This window comes from Hufsiella ginkgonis, from assembly GCF_009834915.1.
Taxonomy (GTDB): domain Bacteria; phylum Bacteroidota; class Bacteroidia; order Sphingobacteriales; family Sphingobacteriaceae; genus Hufsiella; species Hufsiella ginkgonis.
The window spans coordinates 348,667-364,956 of sequence record NZ_WVHS01000001.1 but is presented as its reverse complement, the minus strand read 5'-3'; the positions used below and the strand labels follow the sequence as shown (position 1 = coordinate 364,956).

The following is a 16,290-nucleotide window of genomic DNA, read 5'->3' as shown; positions in this document are numbered from 1 at the left end:
ATTTTGTTCCCTCACCCTGCGGGCATATTTTGCAGATTATAAAATATTTTATACATTTGTATCATCTGAAAAGAGGGGACCGGTTTGTCCCCTCTTTTTTTTACCGTTTTTTTAAAAAAATGAACCCGGAACAGCGCGTAAGAGAATTGGCGGAAGAGCGGATTGCCGATAGGAACGACCTCTTCATCGTAGACGTAAAGCTTGGAGGCGGCAGGCTCGAGATCCTGGTAGACGGCGATCAGGGCGTGAAAGTGCAGGATTGTGCCGATATCAGCCGTCATGTCGGCTTTCACCTCGAGGAGGAGAACGTGATCGACCATGCCTATAACCTGGAGGTTTCGTCGCCCGGCATTGATACGCCGCTAAAAATGGAACGGCAGTATCGCAAAAATGAAGGTCGCGACCTGGGCATTAAGCAGCCTGACGGCACCAGGCGCGAAGGAAAACTCCTGAAGGTGGAAACTGACGGGATATTGATCGAAGAAAAAATTAAGCCCGCGAAAGCGGCAGGACAAAAGGCTCAGCTGGTGGAGAATTTCATCCCCTTCGGGCAGATAACAGAAGCTAAGGTTTTAATTTCATTTAAGTGATGAGCAGTATTAATTTAATTGATTCCTTCCAGGAATTTAAGGATTTTAAAAACATTGACCGGCCTACCGTGATCAGTGTGCTTGAAGAAGTGTTCCGCAGCATGATCCGTAAAAAATACGGTACAGACGAAAACTGCGACGTAATCGTAAACCCCGATAATGGTGACCTCGAGATCTGGCGTACCCGCACCGTGATGGAAGACGGGTTTTCTGAGGACGACGACCTGGAGATCGAGCTCGCGGAAGCAAAACAAACGGATGCAGACCTGGAAGTGGGCGACGATTTTATCGAACAGATTACCCTCGAGAGCTTCGGCCGCAGGGCGATCCTGGCAGCGCGGCAGACGCTGGTTTCGAAGATCCTTGAGCTTGAGAAAGACGAGATCTTCCGTAAGTACAAGGACAGGGTAGGAGAAATAGTTACCGGAGAGGTTTACCAGGTATGGAAGAAAGAAACACTGGTGCTTGACGATGAAGGAAATGAGCTTCTGTTGCCTAAAACTGAGCAGATCCCCGCAGATTATTTCAAAAAAGGAGACGCTGTACGCGCGGTGATCCTGAAAGTGGACATGATGAACAGCAATCCGAAGATCATTATCTCGCGTACTGCCCCCGAGTTCCTGCAGCGCCTGTTTGAAATGGAAGTTCCCGAGATCTTCGACGGGCTGATCACCATCAAGAAAATTGTACGTGAGCCAGGCGAGCGGGCGAAGGTGGCGGTAGAATCATACGACGACCGTATCGATCCGGTAGGCGCCTGCGTAGGTATGAAGGGATCAAGGATCCACGGCATCGTGCGCGAGCTGAAAAATGAAAATATCGACGTGATCAATTTCACGAATAACAGCTCTCTCTATATTCAGCGCGCGCTGAGCCCGGCTAAGATCACTTCCATTAAGCTGGACGATGTGACCAAACGTGCCGCCGTTTACCTTAAGCCCGACCAGGTTTCGCTGGCAATAGGCAGGGGCGGACATAACATTAAACTGGCCGGAAAGCTGACGGGTTATGAGATCGACGTTTACCGCGAAGCCGATGAGAACGACGAGGACGTGGACATCGAAGAATTTGCAGATGAAATAGAAGGCTGGATCATCGATGAGCTGAAACGTATCGGGTTGGATACCGCCAAATCAGTACTCGCTTTATCAGCCAACGAACTGGTAAAACGTACTGATCTCGAAGAAAATACGGTGAAAGAGGTATTGGATATCCTCCGCGCGGAATTCGAGTAAACGAAGATTGACGTTTAACGTTATACGTTTAACGTTCATATCCCGGTAATTACCGGGGCTCGTAGTAAAGAATGAACTTATTGTGATATAATTTCGTTCGGTACGTAAAACGTTCAACGCCGAACGTATAACGTAAAAAAATCGTACTTTTGTAAAAATCAGGGCGGACTATTAAACTATTAAATGTCAGAAGGAAGAAGTATAAATTTATTAAAGGCTGCAAAAGAGCTTAATATCGGACTTGGAACCGCGGTGGATTTCCTTGGCAAAAAGGGCCATAAAGTAGAGGCCAAGCCAACGACGAAGCTAACGGAAGAGATGTACGAAGTTCTTTTGAAGGAGTTCCAGGGTGATAAGATCGTGCGTGAAGAAGCTAAGCAGATAGTGATTGGCAAGATCCGTCGTGATGACCTGCCCTTGCCTGCACCCGAAAGGCAGGAACCAAAACGGCACCGGGACTTTGAGAGTGAGGAGATCCTGATCAAGAACGCCGGGTCCTTCGCGGCGCCTTTTGCCGAAAAGCCTAAACCAGCAGCACCGGCTCCGACACCAGCGCCGGCGCCTGTTCCTGCTCCCGCTGCTGTTGCTCCACCCGCACCAACACCGCCTCCTGTACAGGAAGCGACGCCTGAGGAAACGCCGCGAAATGAAGAAAGTACTTTGCCAGGGGTAAAAGTGATCGGCAGGATCGACCTGGATAACCTGAATAACCGCAATCGCCCCGACAAAAAAGCGGAGGAAGAGCCTGCGAAGCCCGAACCGGCGGCCGCCCCTGCGCCTGCGCAGGCTCCCGAGCCTGCTCCTGTTAAAGCACAGGAAGCACCTAAACCAGAGGCCGTACAGCCGCCGGTCGTTGCCGAGGTAAAACCGGAACCCGCGCCTCCTGTGGTAAAAGAAACACCACCTGCGGAGCCGGCGGCTCCTGTTGAGGCGGAAGAAGAGGTGATCCGTGCAAAAGCGGAACGCCTTACCGGTCCGAATGTGATTGGAAGGATCACCCTCCCGGTTACGCCGCCGCGTCGTAAAGACCAACCGGTGGCGTCGTCATCTAGCGCTAACGCAAACGACCAGAAACGCAAACGTAAACGTAAAGACCATCCCGGTGGTCCTGGCGGGCAACAGCCGCAGCAAGGCCAGCAGGGAGGTAACAGGCCAGGGCAAACTCCGGGCGCTCCCGGGCAGGGCCCGAATGCGAACCGGCCCGATTTCAGGAATAACAATAGCAATAATCGTGGTCCTTCCGGTCCCGGGCAGGCAGGTAATCGTCCTGATTTCAGGAACCGGCCGGCAGCCGGAGCTCCGAAAGAGGAGCCATCAGATAAAGAGATCCAGGACCAGATTAAGGCTACGCTTGCACGCCTCAGCGGTGCAGGAAAGTCGGGAAAATTCGCTCAGCGCGCTAAACTGCGCCGGCAAAAGCGCGACGATGTCGCCCAATCGGCAGAGGATGAAGCAGCAGAAAGAGAATTACAGTCAAAAGTACTGAAGGTCACGGAATTCGTTACGGCCAACGAGCTCGCAAGCCTGATCGGCGTACAGGTTACACAGATCATTTCTACCTGTATGAGCCTTGGTATGTTCGTGTCCATTAACCAGCGCCTGGATGCGGAAACGCTTACCATCGTGGCCGACGAGTTCGGTTACGAAGTGCAGTTCGTGAAACCGGAAGATGAAGAAACATATGCGCTCGACGAAGAAGACGCCCCGGAAGACCTGCTCCCAAGAGCACCGATCGTAACGGTAATGGGTCACGTCGACCATGGTAAAACATCATTACTGGACTTTATCCGTAAAGCGAACGTAATAGCCGGGGAAGCAGGCGGCATTACTCAGCATATTGGCGCCTACGAGGTTACCCTCGAAAACGGCGGTAAGATCACCTTCCTGGATACACCTGGTCACGAAGCGTTTACCGCGATGCGTGCCCGCGGCGCACAGGTAACGGATATCGCGATCATCGTGATTGCGGCAGACGACAGCGTGATGCCACAAACACGTGAGGCGATCAACCACGCCCAGGCAGCCAACGTGCCGATCGTATTCGCCTTTAGCAAGATCGACCGGCCAGGCGCCAATACCGACAGGATCAGGGAGCAGCTCTCTGCCATGAACATCCTGGTGGAAGATTGGGGGGGTAAATACCAGAGCCAGGAGATTTCCGGTAAAACCGGTCTGAATGTAGACCTGCTGCTGGAAAAAGTATTGCTCGAAGCAGAATTACTCGAGTTGAAAGCCAATCCGAATAAACGTGCAACAGGTACCGTTATTGAGGCGGCGCTTGATAAAGGCCGCGGTATAGTTACCACGGTATTGATCCAGAGCGGTACCCTTAAAGTGGGTGACCCGATCCTGGCCGGTTCTTACAGCGGGCGTGTAAAAGCGTTGACCAACGAGCGCGGCCAGAAGATCAACCAGGCGGGACCGGCGACGCCGGTGCAGGTACTGGGTATGCAGGGCGCACCTACAGCGGGCGATAAGTTTAACGCAATGGAAAGTGAAGTGGAGGCCAGGGAGATCGCCAACAAACGGTTCCAGCTGCAGCGTGAGCAAGGCCTTCGCACACAGAAACATATTACACTTGATGAAATTGGCCGTCGTTTAGCGATCGGTAACTTCAAGGAGCTTAACGTGATCGTGAAAGGTGACGTGGATGGTTCGATCGAGGCGCTGTCAGACTCCTTACTGAAGCTGTCGACAGAAGAGATCCAGGTGAACATTATCCACAAATCAGTGGGGCAGATCTCCGAATCTGACGTGTTGCTGGCTTCGGCCTCTGATGCGATCATTATCGGGTTCCAGGTACGTCCTTCGGCAGGTGCGCGCAAGCTCGCCGAGGCGGAAGAGATCGATATCCGCCTGTACTCCATCATTTACGATGCGATCAACGAAGTGAAAGCGGCCATGGAAGGAATGCTTGCACCGGAGTTCGAAGAGAAGATCACCTCGAACGTGGAGATCCGCGAAGTGTTCAAGATCAGCAAAGTGGGTACGATTGCAGGTTGTATGGTGCTCGACGGAAAGATCACACGCAACAGCAAAGTACGTATCATTCGCGACGGCGTGGTGATCTACAGCGGCGAGCTTGCTTCGCTCAAACGTTATAAAGACGATGTAAAAGAGGTGGCTACCGGCTACGAGTGCGGCTTGAATATTTCTAACTTTAATAACATCGAAGTGGGAGATATCGTAGAATCATACGAACAGGTAGAAGTGAAGAGAAAATTGTAAAAACCGCTGCATTAGCTGCTATATAGGAAGGCGCCTCTTTTAATCGGGAGGCGCCTTCCGGTTTATAAGGGTTGGCCTTATCCTCCCGTCCGGCAGCGGTGGTGATCACGATATCATTGGCGACGGTGTTGCCGTTAGTGGTAACGGTTTGCAGGCTTGAGCCTGCGTTTAAAGAATGGGAGCAGCAGAACCAGCGATAAACAGGCCTCTTTTTATCGGATTGAGTAGGTCGGCAGAAGGCAGTCTGTTTTTGATGGACTAAGCCGTGTGAAGGGTCAGCCTTTCTTGCTATGTTTCGCGATGAGCCAGCCTTGTTCTATATTATCATGGAGGATGGTAAAATCCGGGCATGCCTTTACGTCGCGGTAGCTCCGGAAGTGTTTGAGGTGGTTAATATCGTCGAGGATGAGCACGTAGTCGTTATTCCCCATTATCCCGCGCACCTTGTTGAACTCGAGGTAACCGATCCCGCCCGCCGAATCGAGCAGGATAAGCGGCTTTTTATCCTTCATCGCCATAAGGTAGCTGCCGAACACATGGTGATGAAATTTACTGAACCGGAACTTATTCCGCAGGCGCTGGAAAAAATTCTGACGGATATGGTATTTAGACAGTTTCCCGTTAAGCTCGGTAAGATAATGGAGCTGCGGATTATCCGTATAATCGATAAAGATATCGGGATAATTTTCGTGGTTGGCGATGGCTTCGTCGTTTTCCAGGAATTCTTTAGCCTCGTTGATGTCGACCGTAAGCCCCCACAGCGGTGTAACGAAGGGGAATCTGCTCAGGTTTTTCCGCGCAAAGCGATTGAACTTATAATCCGCTTCCACGGTGATGAATTGTTCCACCGGTACTTTGTTCCTGATCAGCGCTTCCGCCAGGGTAGTGGTAGAGCCGGTACCGATATATGTGCCGCTTTCGAAGAGGTAACTTATTTTGTTATGCTTAAACAATTCGTCAAGGGCCTTGATAAACAGCTCGTCTGTCGACATGCTGATAGAGGAGTGTGCATAATCTGAGTATCTTTTCATGTGTTGTAGGTGACTATTGGTTATTCGCTTTCAAATGCCTGCATGTCAATAAGTCGTTTATACAGGCCGCGTGCCGCTACGAGGTCCTTATGGGTGCCCTGTTCTACGATCTTACCCTGGTCGAGCACCACGATCTGGTCGGCATTCTGGATAGTGCTGAGGCGGTGCGCGATCACCAGGGTGGTGCGGTCCTTCATCAGCTTGGTGAGGGCATCCTGCACCAATTTTTCTGATTCGGTATCCAGTGCCGATGTAGCCTCATCGAGGAGCATAATCGGCGGGTTGGTGATCACGGCCCGGGCGATGCTGAGCCGTTGTTTCTGACCGCCCGAGAGCTTCATGCCCCGGTCGCCGATATTTGTCTGGTAGCCTTCGCTGGTACCCATGATAAATTCGTGCGCATTGGCGATCCTGGCCGCCGCTTCTACCTGGGCCATCGTTGCATCGGGATTGCCAAAGGCGATATTGTTAAAAATGGTATCGTTAAACAGGATAGATTCCTGGTTTACGAATCCCATTTTAGAGCGCAGCGATTGTTGGGTAAGCTTGTTTGAGGGAATTCCGTCAAATAGGATAGCGCCGCTTTGGGGCTCTATGAATCGCGGCAGCAGGTCGATCAATGTGGATTTGCCGCCACCGGAAGGACCGACCAGGGCGATGGTTTTTCCTGCCGGGATCTCCAGGGAGATGTCGTCTAGGATAACCCGGTCGCCATAAGCGAAAGAGACGTTTTGCAGCAGGATCGCCTGGTGGAAGCCGGTAAGGGCTACGGCATCTTTCGCATCGTTAATGGCGGGTTTAGTATCGATCAGCTCGAGTACACGCTCTCCTGCCGCAATCCCCGAATGGATGTTGCTGAATGCATCGGTAAGCGCTTTGGCGGGACGCAGGATCTGCGAAAAAATAGCGATATAGGTGATGAAGTCGGCCGGTTCGAGCCGCGAGCTGTCCTTGTTAATGATCAGGTACCCTCCGTATAATAAGATGCCCGCCACCATCAGCACGCTCAGGAACTCGGAAAGCGGTGAGGCGAGCTGCTGCCTTCGGGCCATCGATTTGGTGAGGTTGGTATAATTCCTGTTTTCGTCGTGGAAACGTGTTTTGATCTGCGAAACGGCATTGTACGCTTTAATGATCTTGATGCCTGATAATGCCTCGTCGAGGTAGCTGATCATCATCCCGAAAGATTGTTGCGCGCTCACCGCCTGCTGTTTAAGGCGTTTTGCGATCCTGCCGATGAGAAACCCTGCCAGCGGGAAAACGAGCAGCGAGATCAGCGTAAGCTTGGCGGAGATAGAGAACAAGGTGAACAGCGAAGCCAGCAGTGTTAGCGGTTCTTTAAACAACACCTGCAGCGTACTGGCCACCGAATATTGCACGACCTGCACATCCGAGGTTACTTTCGACATGATATCGCCCTTGCGCTCGTTACTGAAATAGCCGAGGTGAAGGTCCATCACATTGTTAAAAACCGTCGACCGCAGGTTTAGCAGCGTATGCGCCTTCAGGTTTTCCATGATGCGCTGGGAGAAGTAGCGGAAAATGTTGGCAAGCAATACCGAGAGTACGATACAACCGCATACGATCTTGAGCGCCCCCCATTGTCCTCCGAAATTCGCTACGGCATAGTGTACGCCTTCCGTGAAAACATCCATAATGTTCCATCCTGAACCCGGTTTCGTAGTTTTTGCGACGGTTTGGCAAGTATCTTCGTCGAGAAACAGCGTGTTAAGCAGGGGCGCCAGCAGGGCGAGATTGAGCGTACTGAATATAATAGACAGGATGGTGGTGATCGCATAAGGTATTGCGAACTTTTCGATGGGCCGGGCAAAAGATAAAAGTCTGAAGTAAGTCTTCATGAATGCGGATAAGGCCTCAAAATTAGGATTTTAAATCGGAACGGCTGCCCGGACCGTTCAACAGGTGGTCGGTAAACCATTCCAGGTGTTCCTGGAAACAGAAGTTAAAGCAGTCTCCTCCTTCCGGCAATACGTTCGGCGACTCTACCGCGGTTTCCAGCAAACGAGGCACTTTAAGCCCTTCGGCGATGGCAAACGGGAAGGATTGGTTACCGATAAACAGCTTGCAGCCCGCAATGATGGAAGCCAGCTCTATAAAATCCGTTACTTGCTGCCACTGTATGTTTTCTACCTGTTTTTTGATGGCTTCGTATTCGGTATCCACGCCCACGAAGATGAGCTTGTCATACTTGTTTAAAAATGAATAGTTGATCACCGGGTTATTATAACGCGAGCTTCGCGCCAGCACGATGTAATCGCTATAGGCGGGATTTGGAAGAACATCGAGCCATTTTTCTGACAGATCGGGTTTTAGCCCTGTAAAGTAGTTGTACCACGCAGCGATATTCCCGCGGTCGAGCAGTAGTCCCGCTTTGCGGAAAGCATCGAGGTCGATGTGGATAGGCTCGCCGTTAAACAGGGAACATTTTTGCAGGTATGGCTGCGTATCCAGCAAAGGAACCATCATTTTTGCGATGACGTCATTCATCATCACGTTGCCAAGCGGGTGCTTATAGTGCGACGAGATCAGCGTCGATTCATACAGTTTCAGGAAAAGGTGTACGGGAAGGCCGGTCAGCCGCCCGATTTCGCGAATGGTGGGCAGGGCGTAAATAATGTCGCCGGCGTTACCGCTGTGTACCAGGTTCAGTACCCTGGTATTGGCCGCTATGCCGCGAATAGCCTCCGGGTTCAGCAGGTTGTTATGCTGTGCAAAATTGCGGAGGTCCTTCCCGATCCGGAATACCTTGAGCCGCTCGAGGTAATGCCGGTGCCGGCTTTTGTCTGTGATCTTAAGCCATAGTTTTTCCCAATGCGTCAGTTCGTTGAAAGGCTTTTCTATCATAGGCGACAATTATCGGGTATATTCCGAGTAAAGCTGAAGATAGGAAAGCGCAGCTGCATCCCACGAAAATTTTTGCGCATGCCTTATCACTTTTTCTTCCAGGTTGTTCGATTCGAAATTGTTCATGCCGGTTTCAAATACCTGCTGCATGGCCTCCGGTTCGAAAGAGGTGAAATACCAGGCACTGTCGCCGCCCACTTCGGGCAGGGACGTTTTATCTGAAAGAAAGACGGGTTTGCCGAAATGCATAGCCTCGATCACCGGCAGGCCGAACCCTTCTGCCAGCGATGGGAACACAAATGCCTGGCAATTTTTGAAATACCAGGTTTTGTCGTTGTCTGAAATGGTGCCGATGATCTTTACCCGGTCTGCGCAGTTGAAGGTCCTGGCTTGTTCCATCACTTTTTCCTGGTAGGGCGTTTCGATGCCGGCAATCACCAGCTCAAAATCGTTACGCGCCAGGAGCGCCGGTAATACATGGAAATTCTTTTTTGACGACACCAGGCCTATTGTGAAAAGGAAAGGCTTTTGCGGCCGGTAGGCAGGCTGATGCCCCGGGAACGGCACCAGTTTGTCGGCGCCGTTATGGATCACCGTGACCTTACCGCTCATTTCGGGAAAGTAGGACAGCACATCACGCCGCACGAAATGCGAAATGGTAACGATCCTGTCGAAATGGCCCATCATATTGGCCAGCGCATCAAGTTGCTTGCTGAGCTTTTTTTCATCATGCGCGGTCTCATGTAAAAAGTTAAGGTCGTGGAGCGTCATTATTTTCCCGGCCTTTACCTTTTTCGGGTCCAGGCGGCCGATCTGGTCGGTTACGTGGACCACGTCAAAATCACGCGAACGCGGGAAATAGAGCTTATGGTATTTCGCCATGGTAAGCGTATTCACTTTGTCTTTGAAATAAAGGCCGCGCTTGTGCAGGTAATAAGTAAGGTTGAACCGGTCATTTTGCCTGATCAATGCTTCCCCGAGGCTTTTGCCGAAATGGTACAAGCCGGTGTTTACGTATTTCATCGAATCGAACGTAACCAGCACCGATGGTCTACCGGGCGTTATTTCTCCCATGCGCTGATTTTTTTGTAAACATCGGTGGCTTTTATAGTGTCGAGGTCATCGGATGTGCTGGTAAGCGCGGTCGCCTTTTCGCCCACCGGTCCCCATCGCATGGCGTGAATGGGCTTTTTAGGCGGAAATAAACCCAGGGTGTGGATACCCGATGCGGCGGCCAGGTGCAGTGGTCCCGTACCCGAGGCAACCAGCCCGTTAGCAACATGCAGGAAGGCGATCAGTTGCGGGAGGGTCATCGTCCCGGTAAGGTCAACCAGGTCGGCCGGGGGTAAACCGGCGATCCATTCCTTAAGTGCCGGTTTTTCTTTTTCAGAGCCGGAAATAAAAATGCGGAACCGGTCTTCGGGCAATAGAACGATCAGCTCGCGGTATTTATCCAGGCTCCATTCCATCCCGCTGCCATGCGATTTGGGATGTATCACCAGGTTGAACTTCGTGTCGCTCAACAAATTTGAGATAACCGCGGGCAACCTCACCGTTTTAGTAAAATCATAGTAACGGTAAATTTCCTTCCGGGATGGGGGAGGAACCTCAGTGAGCGGTTTTAAGAGCAATAAATTAAGTGCGGCTTCGTGCAGCAGGGAATTTTTGCGGCTCAGCGATACCAGTTTGTTGCAGGTGAACCAATGATAAAACCGGTTGCGCGTGCCGATCCGCAGGCCGATGCCCGTTTTTTTTGCAAGGTAAGCCAGGTGTTTTACCGGGAATACATGCACGATCACATCAGCGCCGGTACTTTTCAGCAAGTCGACCTGTTCCTTTTCAGGTTTTTGAAGCAGCGTATCGTAGTTAATGAACCCGTCTATGGCCGTGCAGGTGTTGATTACGGGCTCCGTGTACGTTTTCCCCAGGAAAGAGATCTTGGTATCCGGGTACACGGACTTCAAAAATCCGCACAAAGGGAGGGTGAGCGTCACATCCCCGATGGCATCCGTACGGCTAATGATAATGTGTTTATAATTCATGCCACTCATCGCTATACGCTGATGATTATATATTTGTAACAAATATAGTGATCAATGACATCCGCTTTAGATTTACTTTCGTCCGTAAAGACCGATTTTCGATCACTTGCACGCATTCTTACGTATGTTGAGAACGACCTGCCGATGGCGGCAATGCTGCTCAGATCGCTGCAGCCCGACCTTAACATCCCTGTAATCGGGGTAACGGGGCCACCGGGTGCAGGAAAAAGTACCCTGATCAATGCGCTGATCGATCACCTCGCTGCCGGGGGAAATAAAGTAGCAGTGCTGGCCGTCGATCCTACTTCGCCCTTCAATTTTGGCTCGCTGCTGGGCGACCGCATCCGCATGGCGGAACAATTTACCCGTAATAATGTGTTCATCCGCTCGCTGGCTACCCGGGGCTCGCTCGGAGGCCTGTCTGTAAAGACCATCGAGATGGTAGACGTACTGCGTGCTGCGGGGTTCGACCAGGTGATCGTGGAGACGGTAGGCGTGGGGCAGTCGGAAGTAGAGATCGCCGGTTTGGCCGACGTAACCATCGTGGTTTTGGTGCCGGGCGCCGGGGATGAGGTGCAGAACATGAAATCGGGCGTAATGGAGATCGCAGACGTTTTCGTAGTGAACAAAGCCGACCGCGACGGCGCCGATGCCGCCGTTGCCAACCTGGAGCGTATGGTACACATGAAATCGCTCGACGTACCCGTATTTAAAGCGGTGGCGAACCGGAAAGAGGGAATCGCCCCGCTTGCCGCATATCTCACCTCGCCTCATCCGCACGCTGATACCCGTAAACTCGCCCTTGCTACAGAAAAGGCCTGGAAGCTGATCGCCGCCCGGCGCATGCAAAGCATAGACAAGCAACAGCTGAGAAGGGCGCTGCATGAGGCCATGCAGCTGCCGGACTTTAACCTGTACCGTTTTGCCGCGCAATACGGATAAGCACTACCGGTTCATCAGTTCCTCGATCTCTTCAACTTCCACGGGAATCCCGGCCATCAGGTCGATGTTCCCGCTTTCGGTGATCAGGATGTTATTCTCCAGGCGTATCCCAAGGCCCTCTTCCGGGATATAAATCCCCGGCTCGCAAGTTAATATATTACCTGCGGCAAAAGGCTCATAGCGGCTTGCAAAATCGTGTACGTCAATACCCAGGTGATGCGACGTGCCATGCATAAAATACTTCTTATATAATGGCATACGCGGGTCCTGGTCCGCCACTGCCTTTTTATCCAGTAAGCCGAGGCCGATCAGCTCGCTTTGCATTATTTTGCCTACTTCTTCGTGGTATTCATTCCATATCGTACCTGCTACCAGCATGGCGGTGGCTTCGCGCATTACGCGCAGCACGGCGTTGTATACGTCTTTCTGGCGGGGGGTAAACCTGCCGTTCACGGGAATAGATCGGCTCATGTCTGCGTTATAGTTAGCGTATTCGGCACCAAAATCGAACAGGATCACATCGCCGTCCAGGCACGGCTGGTTATTATCGTTATAGTGAAGAACGATGGCGTTTTTGCCGGAGGCGATGATCGGGTTATACGCATGACCGGTAGCGCCTTGCTTAATAAACTCGTGTATGATCTCCGCCTCGATCTCGTATTCCATCACGCCAGGACGAACGAAGCCGAGCACGCGTTTAAAGGCATCGCGGGTCATATCGATGGCCTTTTGAGTGAGGGCGATCTCTGTTTCAGATTTAATGGCGCGGAGGCCCCGCATCAAGGGAGCGGCACGTTCATAATTGTGCAGCGGGAAACGGTCTTTAAGATCGGCTATAAAACGGAGATCACGGTATGGCACAGTATGAGCGTAACGGTCGTTCTCGTTGGTGTTCAGGTACAGGTTGTCGGCGTAGTAGATCACGGCCTGAAGGATGTTCCAGAAATCGTTCAGCCAATAGACGGCCTCGATACCCGAGGCTTTGCGCGCCTCTTCCATGGTATATTTATGCCCCTCCCAGATGGCGATGTGCTCGCTGGTTTGTCTTAAAAACAATACTTCCCTGTATAGAATATTAGGACAACCGGGAAAAAGTAGCAGGATTGTTTGCTCCTGGTCGATCCCGCTTAAATAAAATAAATCAGCGTTTTGCTTAAAGATGAAAGTCTGGTCACCGCTCCGTGTGTACTCATCGTTGGCATTAAACAGTGCTATTGACTTGTCCTTCAGTAATTTACAGAAATTATCCCGGTTGTTTTTAAATAGGGAACGATCAGGTGCAGGGTACTTCATAAAGGTCGATTATTAAAAAATTGAAAACCATCACAGGCATTTAATGTTATGCATATGTAATTTGGAATAGTAATTGAATAATTTGGCGAAATCAAACTTATAATTATTTTTGTATAAAATTACACAGTTAAAAATTGTTTAACCTTAAAACAACAGAACAATGAATTATTCTACAATTAAGAAAGTTGTTGCATACTCAATGCTCTCGGTACTCGGCATAGCAACTGCCAGTGCCCAGGACGCTGCAACAACAGCCACTCCGGCCAAAGTATTTGGCGGCAGAGGGCAGTACAGAACATGGTCGTTAGGCGTTAATGCAGGTGTTTTGGCACCGGTAGTATTAATAGGTGGCTCTAACGACTTTACCAACTGGGATGTTAACCTTGGTTATGGACTTACACTCCGCAAACAGCTGGGACATGCTTTCGGCCTGGAGCTTGCCGGTTTAAGAGGTGATCTCTCCGGAGACAACACTGATGCGGTTGGCGGCGTTGCTAACAACAGAAAAGCTTTCGAAACCAAACTTGGATACGCAGCTAGCTTGTCGGGTGTGGTTAACGTAGCTACTGTCGACTTCCTGCGCAGGGAAAACAGCGTTAACTTCGTTGTTAAAGCTGGTTACGGTTTAGCCGGTTACTCTTTCGCTTACACAACCGGTGCAAATGTAACTACAGATTTTGAAGGCACTTATGGTGACGATAAAGACAACAAGTACGTTAAAGAGCAGTTCATCCCGATCGGCGTAGGTATCAAATTCAAACTGTCTGATCGCGTAAACTTCGACTTAGGTTACAACATGTACCTGCTTGACGGCGATAACCTGGACGGTACTTATGCTAAATTTGCTACTAAAGACAAATGGTCTTATGGTTACGGTGGTGTAGAATTCTCTTTGGGTTCTTCTGCAAAACCAAACCTGGACTGGGTTAACCCTGTAGCTTTGATGTATGATGAATTGAAAGACCCTACTCTTCGCCAGGAAGTTGAAGCGCTGAAAAGCCGCGTAAGCACACTGGAGAACACGGTAAACCAGCTTTCTGCTGATGCTGACGGCGACGGTGTATCCAACAAGTTCGACAAGTGCCCGAACACTCCTGCCGGTACTGCTGTTGATGGCGCTGGTTGCCCTATCGTTCACCCTGAGCCTACCACAGTAACTCCAGCACCTACTATGGGTTCTTATTCTCCGATCATGTTCGAATTCGACAGCTCTGTGTTGAAAACAGCTTCTTACCCTATCTTAGACAAGTTGTCTTCAGATCTGCGTGCTAATTCTGCTGCAACCGTATGGCTGAACGGATATGCTTCTGCGGAAGGTACTGACGAGTATAACCTGCGCTTATCTACCGATCGTGCTAACTCTGTAAAAACTTACCTGGTTAACTCAGGTGTTGATGCAGGCAGGATCAATGTAAAAGGTTACGGTGAAGCTAACCCTGTTGCTTCGAACTCTACTGAAGAAGGACGTATCCAGAACCGTCGTGTAGAGATCAAATAATAATATTGATAATTAAGCATATTATTGAAAACCCTCCCGTTTTAAACGGGAGGGTTTTTTATTTTTATACCTTTGCATCATGTATTTTTTCAGGAAAAAGGACCCTAACCGGCCACAAAGCTTCAATCTGAAAGTGATGCATTTTATTAATGCGCTCGCCATTCTCATGTTCCTGGCGGGCATTATTTACAAACTGATCGACTGGTTTATCCTAAAGTAGCCGGTACCAAGATATTATGAAAAGAATCATTCAAACGGATAAGGCGCCTGCTCCCATCGGCCCTTACAGCCAGGCGGTTGAGTTTGGGAATACATTGTATGTTTCGGGACAGGTAGCTATCGATCCCGTATCTAACGAGGTGATACAGGGTGAGATCGAGGACGAGGCGCACCTCGTAATGAAAAACATCAGCGCCATTCTCGGCGAAGCCGGATACGCACTTGGGGATATCGTAAAAACCTCGATCTTTTTGAGCGACATGGCGCTGTTCGCCCGGGTGAATGCAGTGTACGGTTCTTATTTTGAAGACGATTTTCCCGCACGTGAAACCGTTGCGGTAAAAGGGCTTCCTAAGAACGTAAACGTTGAGATCACGGTTATCGCCTGTAAAACCCTTGCGGATGGCTAATGACCCGGTCGGTAACTCACCCGGTCGTTTAAAGTATTATGCCGCGGCGATAGGCGCAGCGGTCATTTGGGGGTTCTTTTCTATTTCGCTGCGCAGCCTCAGGGCGTATCCGCCGGAGCAGATCCTGTATTACCGTATTTTTACGTCGCTGCTGGTTACCTGGCTGTTAATCGCGCTTTTCCGCCGCAAGGCGATAGCCGCAGACCTTACCCGGTTCCGGTCCGTAATTCCCGCGGCGCGAAAGCGGATCGTGTGGCTTACGTTCTTGGCAGGGATCCTGATCACCGGGAACTGGTATACATTTATTTACGCGATCAATAACGTGAGTCTTAAATCGGCTGCATTCGCCTACATGGTTTGCCCGCTCATCACCGCTACCGGCGGCTTCCTGCTCTTGAAAGAGCAGTTATCTACGCTCAAGCTGGGGGGAATTATCATCGCCTTCGTCAGTATCGCTATCCTGGCTAAGGGCTCGCTTACCGAGGTGCTGTGGTCCGTGTTTATTGCTGCGCTTTACGCCTTCTACCTGATCATCCAGCGGGTGATCAGGGATGCCGACAAGCTCACCATGCTAGGCATCCACCTGTTTATTGCCGCGGTGCTGGTCATTCCGCTATATGCCGCGCATTTTACCGCGTTTCCGGTTGCGGGCTTTTTCTGGCTGCAGATCCTTATCATATCGGTGGTGTTCACCATTATCCCGTTGTTCCTGAGTTTGTACGCCTTAACCGGGATACCCTCGTCAACCATGGGGATAATCATTTATGTGAACCCTGTAATTGCGTTTACAGTGGCGTTTTTTTACTTTCATGAAGGAATAACCCTGCATCAGTCCCTTGCTTACCTGCTCCTGTTATCGGCCGTGATCGTTTTTAATTGGGGGATCATTTCAAAGATCGGGAAACGGGAGCCCGGAACAGGTATGTAAGCCAATGAA

The 16,290-nt window shown here is 50.6% G+C and carries 14 protein-coding genes; 8 read left to right on the top strand and 6 right to left on the bottom strand.

Features of this window, described 5'->3' with window-relative positions:
• The first annotated feature begins 119 nt into the window (after positions 1-119).
• The 3 genes from rimP to infB all read left to right on the top strand — a co-directional run bounded on the left by rimP (position 120) and on the right by infB (position 5,053).
• Positions 120-590, top strand: a complete 471-nt coding sequence (gene rimP, locus GS398_RS01490; protein ID WP_160904972.1) for a ribosome maturation factor RimP — start codon at positions 120-122, stop codon at positions 588-590.
• Positions 590-1,825, top strand: coding sequence for a transcription termination factor NusA (gene nusA, locus GS398_RS01485; RefSeq protein WP_160904971.1), 1,236 nt, complete (start codon positions 590-592; stop codon positions 1,823-1,825). The genes rimP and nusA overlap by 1 nt, the downstream gene beginning before the upstream one ends.
• A gap of 183 nt (positions 1,826-2,008) precedes the next feature.
• A complete protein-coding gene (infB, locus tag GS398_RS01480) occupies positions 2,009-5,053 on the top strand; it encodes a translation initiation factor IF-2 (protein WP_160904970.1) in 3,045 nt (1,014 codons plus the stop codon).
• 275 nt (positions 5,054-5,328) lie between these two features.
• Here the strand turns inward: infB and GS398_RS01475 are convergent, their stop codons facing one another.
• From GS398_RS01475 to GS398_RS01455, 5 genes are read right to left on the bottom strand one after another with little or no spacing between them, the layout of a single operon-like run.
• Positions 5,329-6,084, bottom strand: coding sequence for an O-methyltransferase (locus GS398_RS01475; protein WP_160904969.1), 756 nt, complete (start codon positions 6,082-6,084; stop codon positions 5,329-5,331).
• A 20-nt stretch (positions 6,085-6,104) separates the two neighbouring features.
• The gene (locus tag GS398_RS01470; RefSeq protein ID WP_160904968.1) at positions 6,105-7,943 is read right to left on the bottom strand and encodes an ABC transporter ATP-binding protein; all 1,839 of its coding nucleotides are present in this window, start codon (positions 7,941-7,943) and stop codon (positions 6,105-6,107) included.
• Positions 7,944-7,965: 22 nt separating this feature from the next.
• Positions 7,966-8,949 carry a glycosyltransferase family protein gene (locus GS398_RS01465; RefSeq protein ID WP_160904967.1) on the bottom strand — a complete coding sequence of 328 codons (984 nt, stop codon included), beginning with the start codon at positions 8,947-8,949 and terminating at the stop codon, positions 7,966-7,968.
• A gap of 9 nt (positions 8,950-8,958) precedes the next feature.
• Entirely contained in the window at positions 8,959-10,023 is a 1,065-nt protein-coding gene (locus tag GS398_RS01460; RefSeq protein ID WP_160904966.1) for a glycosyltransferase family 4 protein, read from the bottom strand.
• Complete coding sequence (locus tag GS398_RS01455; protein WP_237488059.1) at positions 10,011-10,991, bottom strand: glycosyltransferase family 9 protein; 981 nt, start codon at positions 10,989-10,991, stop codon at positions 10,011-10,013. The genes GS398_RS01460 and GS398_RS01455 overlap by 13 nt, the downstream gene beginning before the upstream one ends.
• Positions 10,992-11,045: 54 nt before the next feature.
• Between GS398_RS01455 and meaB the strand changes: the two genes are divergently transcribed.
• Complete coding sequence (gene meaB, locus GS398_RS01450; protein ID WP_160904964.1) at positions 11,046-11,933, top strand: methylmalonyl Co-A mutase-associated GTPase MeaB; 888 nt, start codon at positions 11,046-11,048, stop codon at positions 11,931-11,933.
• 3 nt (positions 11,934-11,936) lie between these two features.
• Here meaB and GS398_RS01445 read toward each other — a convergent pair whose 3' ends face one another.
• Positions 11,937-13,226 carry an aminopeptidase P family protein gene (locus tag GS398_RS01445; RefSeq protein WP_160904963.1) on the bottom strand — a complete coding sequence of 430 codons (1,290 nt, stop codon included), beginning with the start codon at positions 13,224-13,226 and terminating at the stop codon, positions 11,937-11,939.
• Positions 13,227-13,386: 160 nt separating this feature from the next.
• Here GS398_RS01445 and GS398_RS01440 point away from each other — a divergent pair, with 160 nt between their 5' ends.
• The 4 genes from GS398_RS01440 to GS398_RS01430 all read left to right on the top strand — a co-directional run bounded on the left by GS398_RS01440 (position 13,387) and on the right by GS398_RS01430 (position 16,281).
• Complete coding sequence (locus GS398_RS01440) at positions 13,387-14,724, top strand: OmpA family protein (RefSeq protein ID WP_160904962.1); 1,338 nt, start codon at positions 13,387-13,389, stop codon at positions 14,722-14,724.
• A gap of 79 nt (positions 14,725-14,803) precedes the next feature.
• Complete coding sequence (locus GS398_RS22215; RefSeq protein ID WP_202405919.1) at positions 14,804-14,944, top strand: DUF6728 family protein; 141 nt, start codon at positions 14,804-14,806, stop codon at positions 14,942-14,944.
• Between the two features lie 16 nt (positions 14,945-14,960).
• Positions 14,961-15,353, top strand: a complete 393-nt coding sequence (locus GS398_RS01435) for a RidA family protein (RefSeq protein WP_160904961.1) — start codon at positions 14,961-14,963, stop codon at positions 15,351-15,353.
• Positions 15,346-16,281, top strand: a complete 936-nt coding sequence (locus GS398_RS01430) for an EamA family transporter (protein WP_160904960.1) — start codon at positions 15,346-15,348, stop codon at positions 16,279-16,281. Before GS398_RS01435 ends, GS398_RS01430 begins: the two co-directional genes overlap by 8 nt.
• Positions 16,282-16,290 lie beyond the last annotated feature (9 nt).

Bases quoted from the DNA above. Each gene is read 5' to 3' on its own strand.
- rimP (WP_160904972.1), top strand. From the start codon at position 120: ATGAACCCGGAACAGCGCGTAAGAGAATTGGCGGAAGAGCGGATTGCC.
- nusA (WP_160904971.1), top strand. From the start codon at position 590: ATGAGCAGTATTAATTTAATTGATTCCTTCCAGGAATTTAAGGATTTT.
- infB (WP_160904970.1), top strand. From the start codon at position 2,009: ATGTCAGAAGGAAGAAGTATAAATTTATTAAAGGCTGCAAAAGAGCTT.
- GS398_RS01475 (WP_160904969.1), bottom strand. From the start codon at position 6,084: ATGAAAAGATACTCAGATTATGCACACTCCTCTATCAGCATGTCGACA.
- GS398_RS01470 (WP_160904968.1), bottom strand. From the start codon at position 7,943: ATGAAGACTTACTTCAGACTTTTATCTTTTGCCCGGCCCATCGAAAAG.
- GS398_RS01465 (WP_160904967.1), bottom strand. From the start codon at position 8,949: ATGATAGAAAAGCCTTTCAACGAACTGACGCATTGGGAAAAACTATGG.
- GS398_RS01460 (WP_160904966.1), bottom strand. From the start codon at position 10,023: ATGGGAGAAATAACGCCCGGTAGACCATCGGTGCTGGTTACGTTCGAT.
- GS398_RS01455 (WP_237488059.1), bottom strand. From the start codon at position 10,991: ATGAATTATAAACACATTATCATTAGCCGTACGGATGCCATCGGGGAT.
- meaB (WP_160904964.1), top strand. From the start codon at position 11,046: ATGACATCCGCTTTAGATTTACTTTCGTCCGTAAAGACCGATTTTCGA.
- GS398_RS01445 (WP_160904963.1), bottom strand. From the start codon at position 13,226: ATGAAGTACCCTGCACCTGATCGTTCCCTATTTAAAAACAACCGGGAT.
- GS398_RS01440 (WP_160904962.1), top strand. From the start codon at position 13,387: ATGAATTATTCTACAATTAAGAAAGTTGTTGCATACTCAATGCTCTCG.
- GS398_RS22215 (WP_202405919.1), top strand. From the start codon at position 14,804: ATGTATTTTTTCAGGAAAAAGGACCCTAACCGGCCACAAAGCTTCAAT.
- GS398_RS01435 (WP_160904961.1), top strand. From the start codon at position 14,961: ATGAAAAGAATCATTCAAACGGATAAGGCGCCTGCTCCCATCGGCCCT.
- GS398_RS01430 (WP_160904960.1), top strand. From the start codon at position 15,346: ATGGCTAATGACCCGGTCGGTAACTCACCCGGTCGTTTAAAGTATTAT.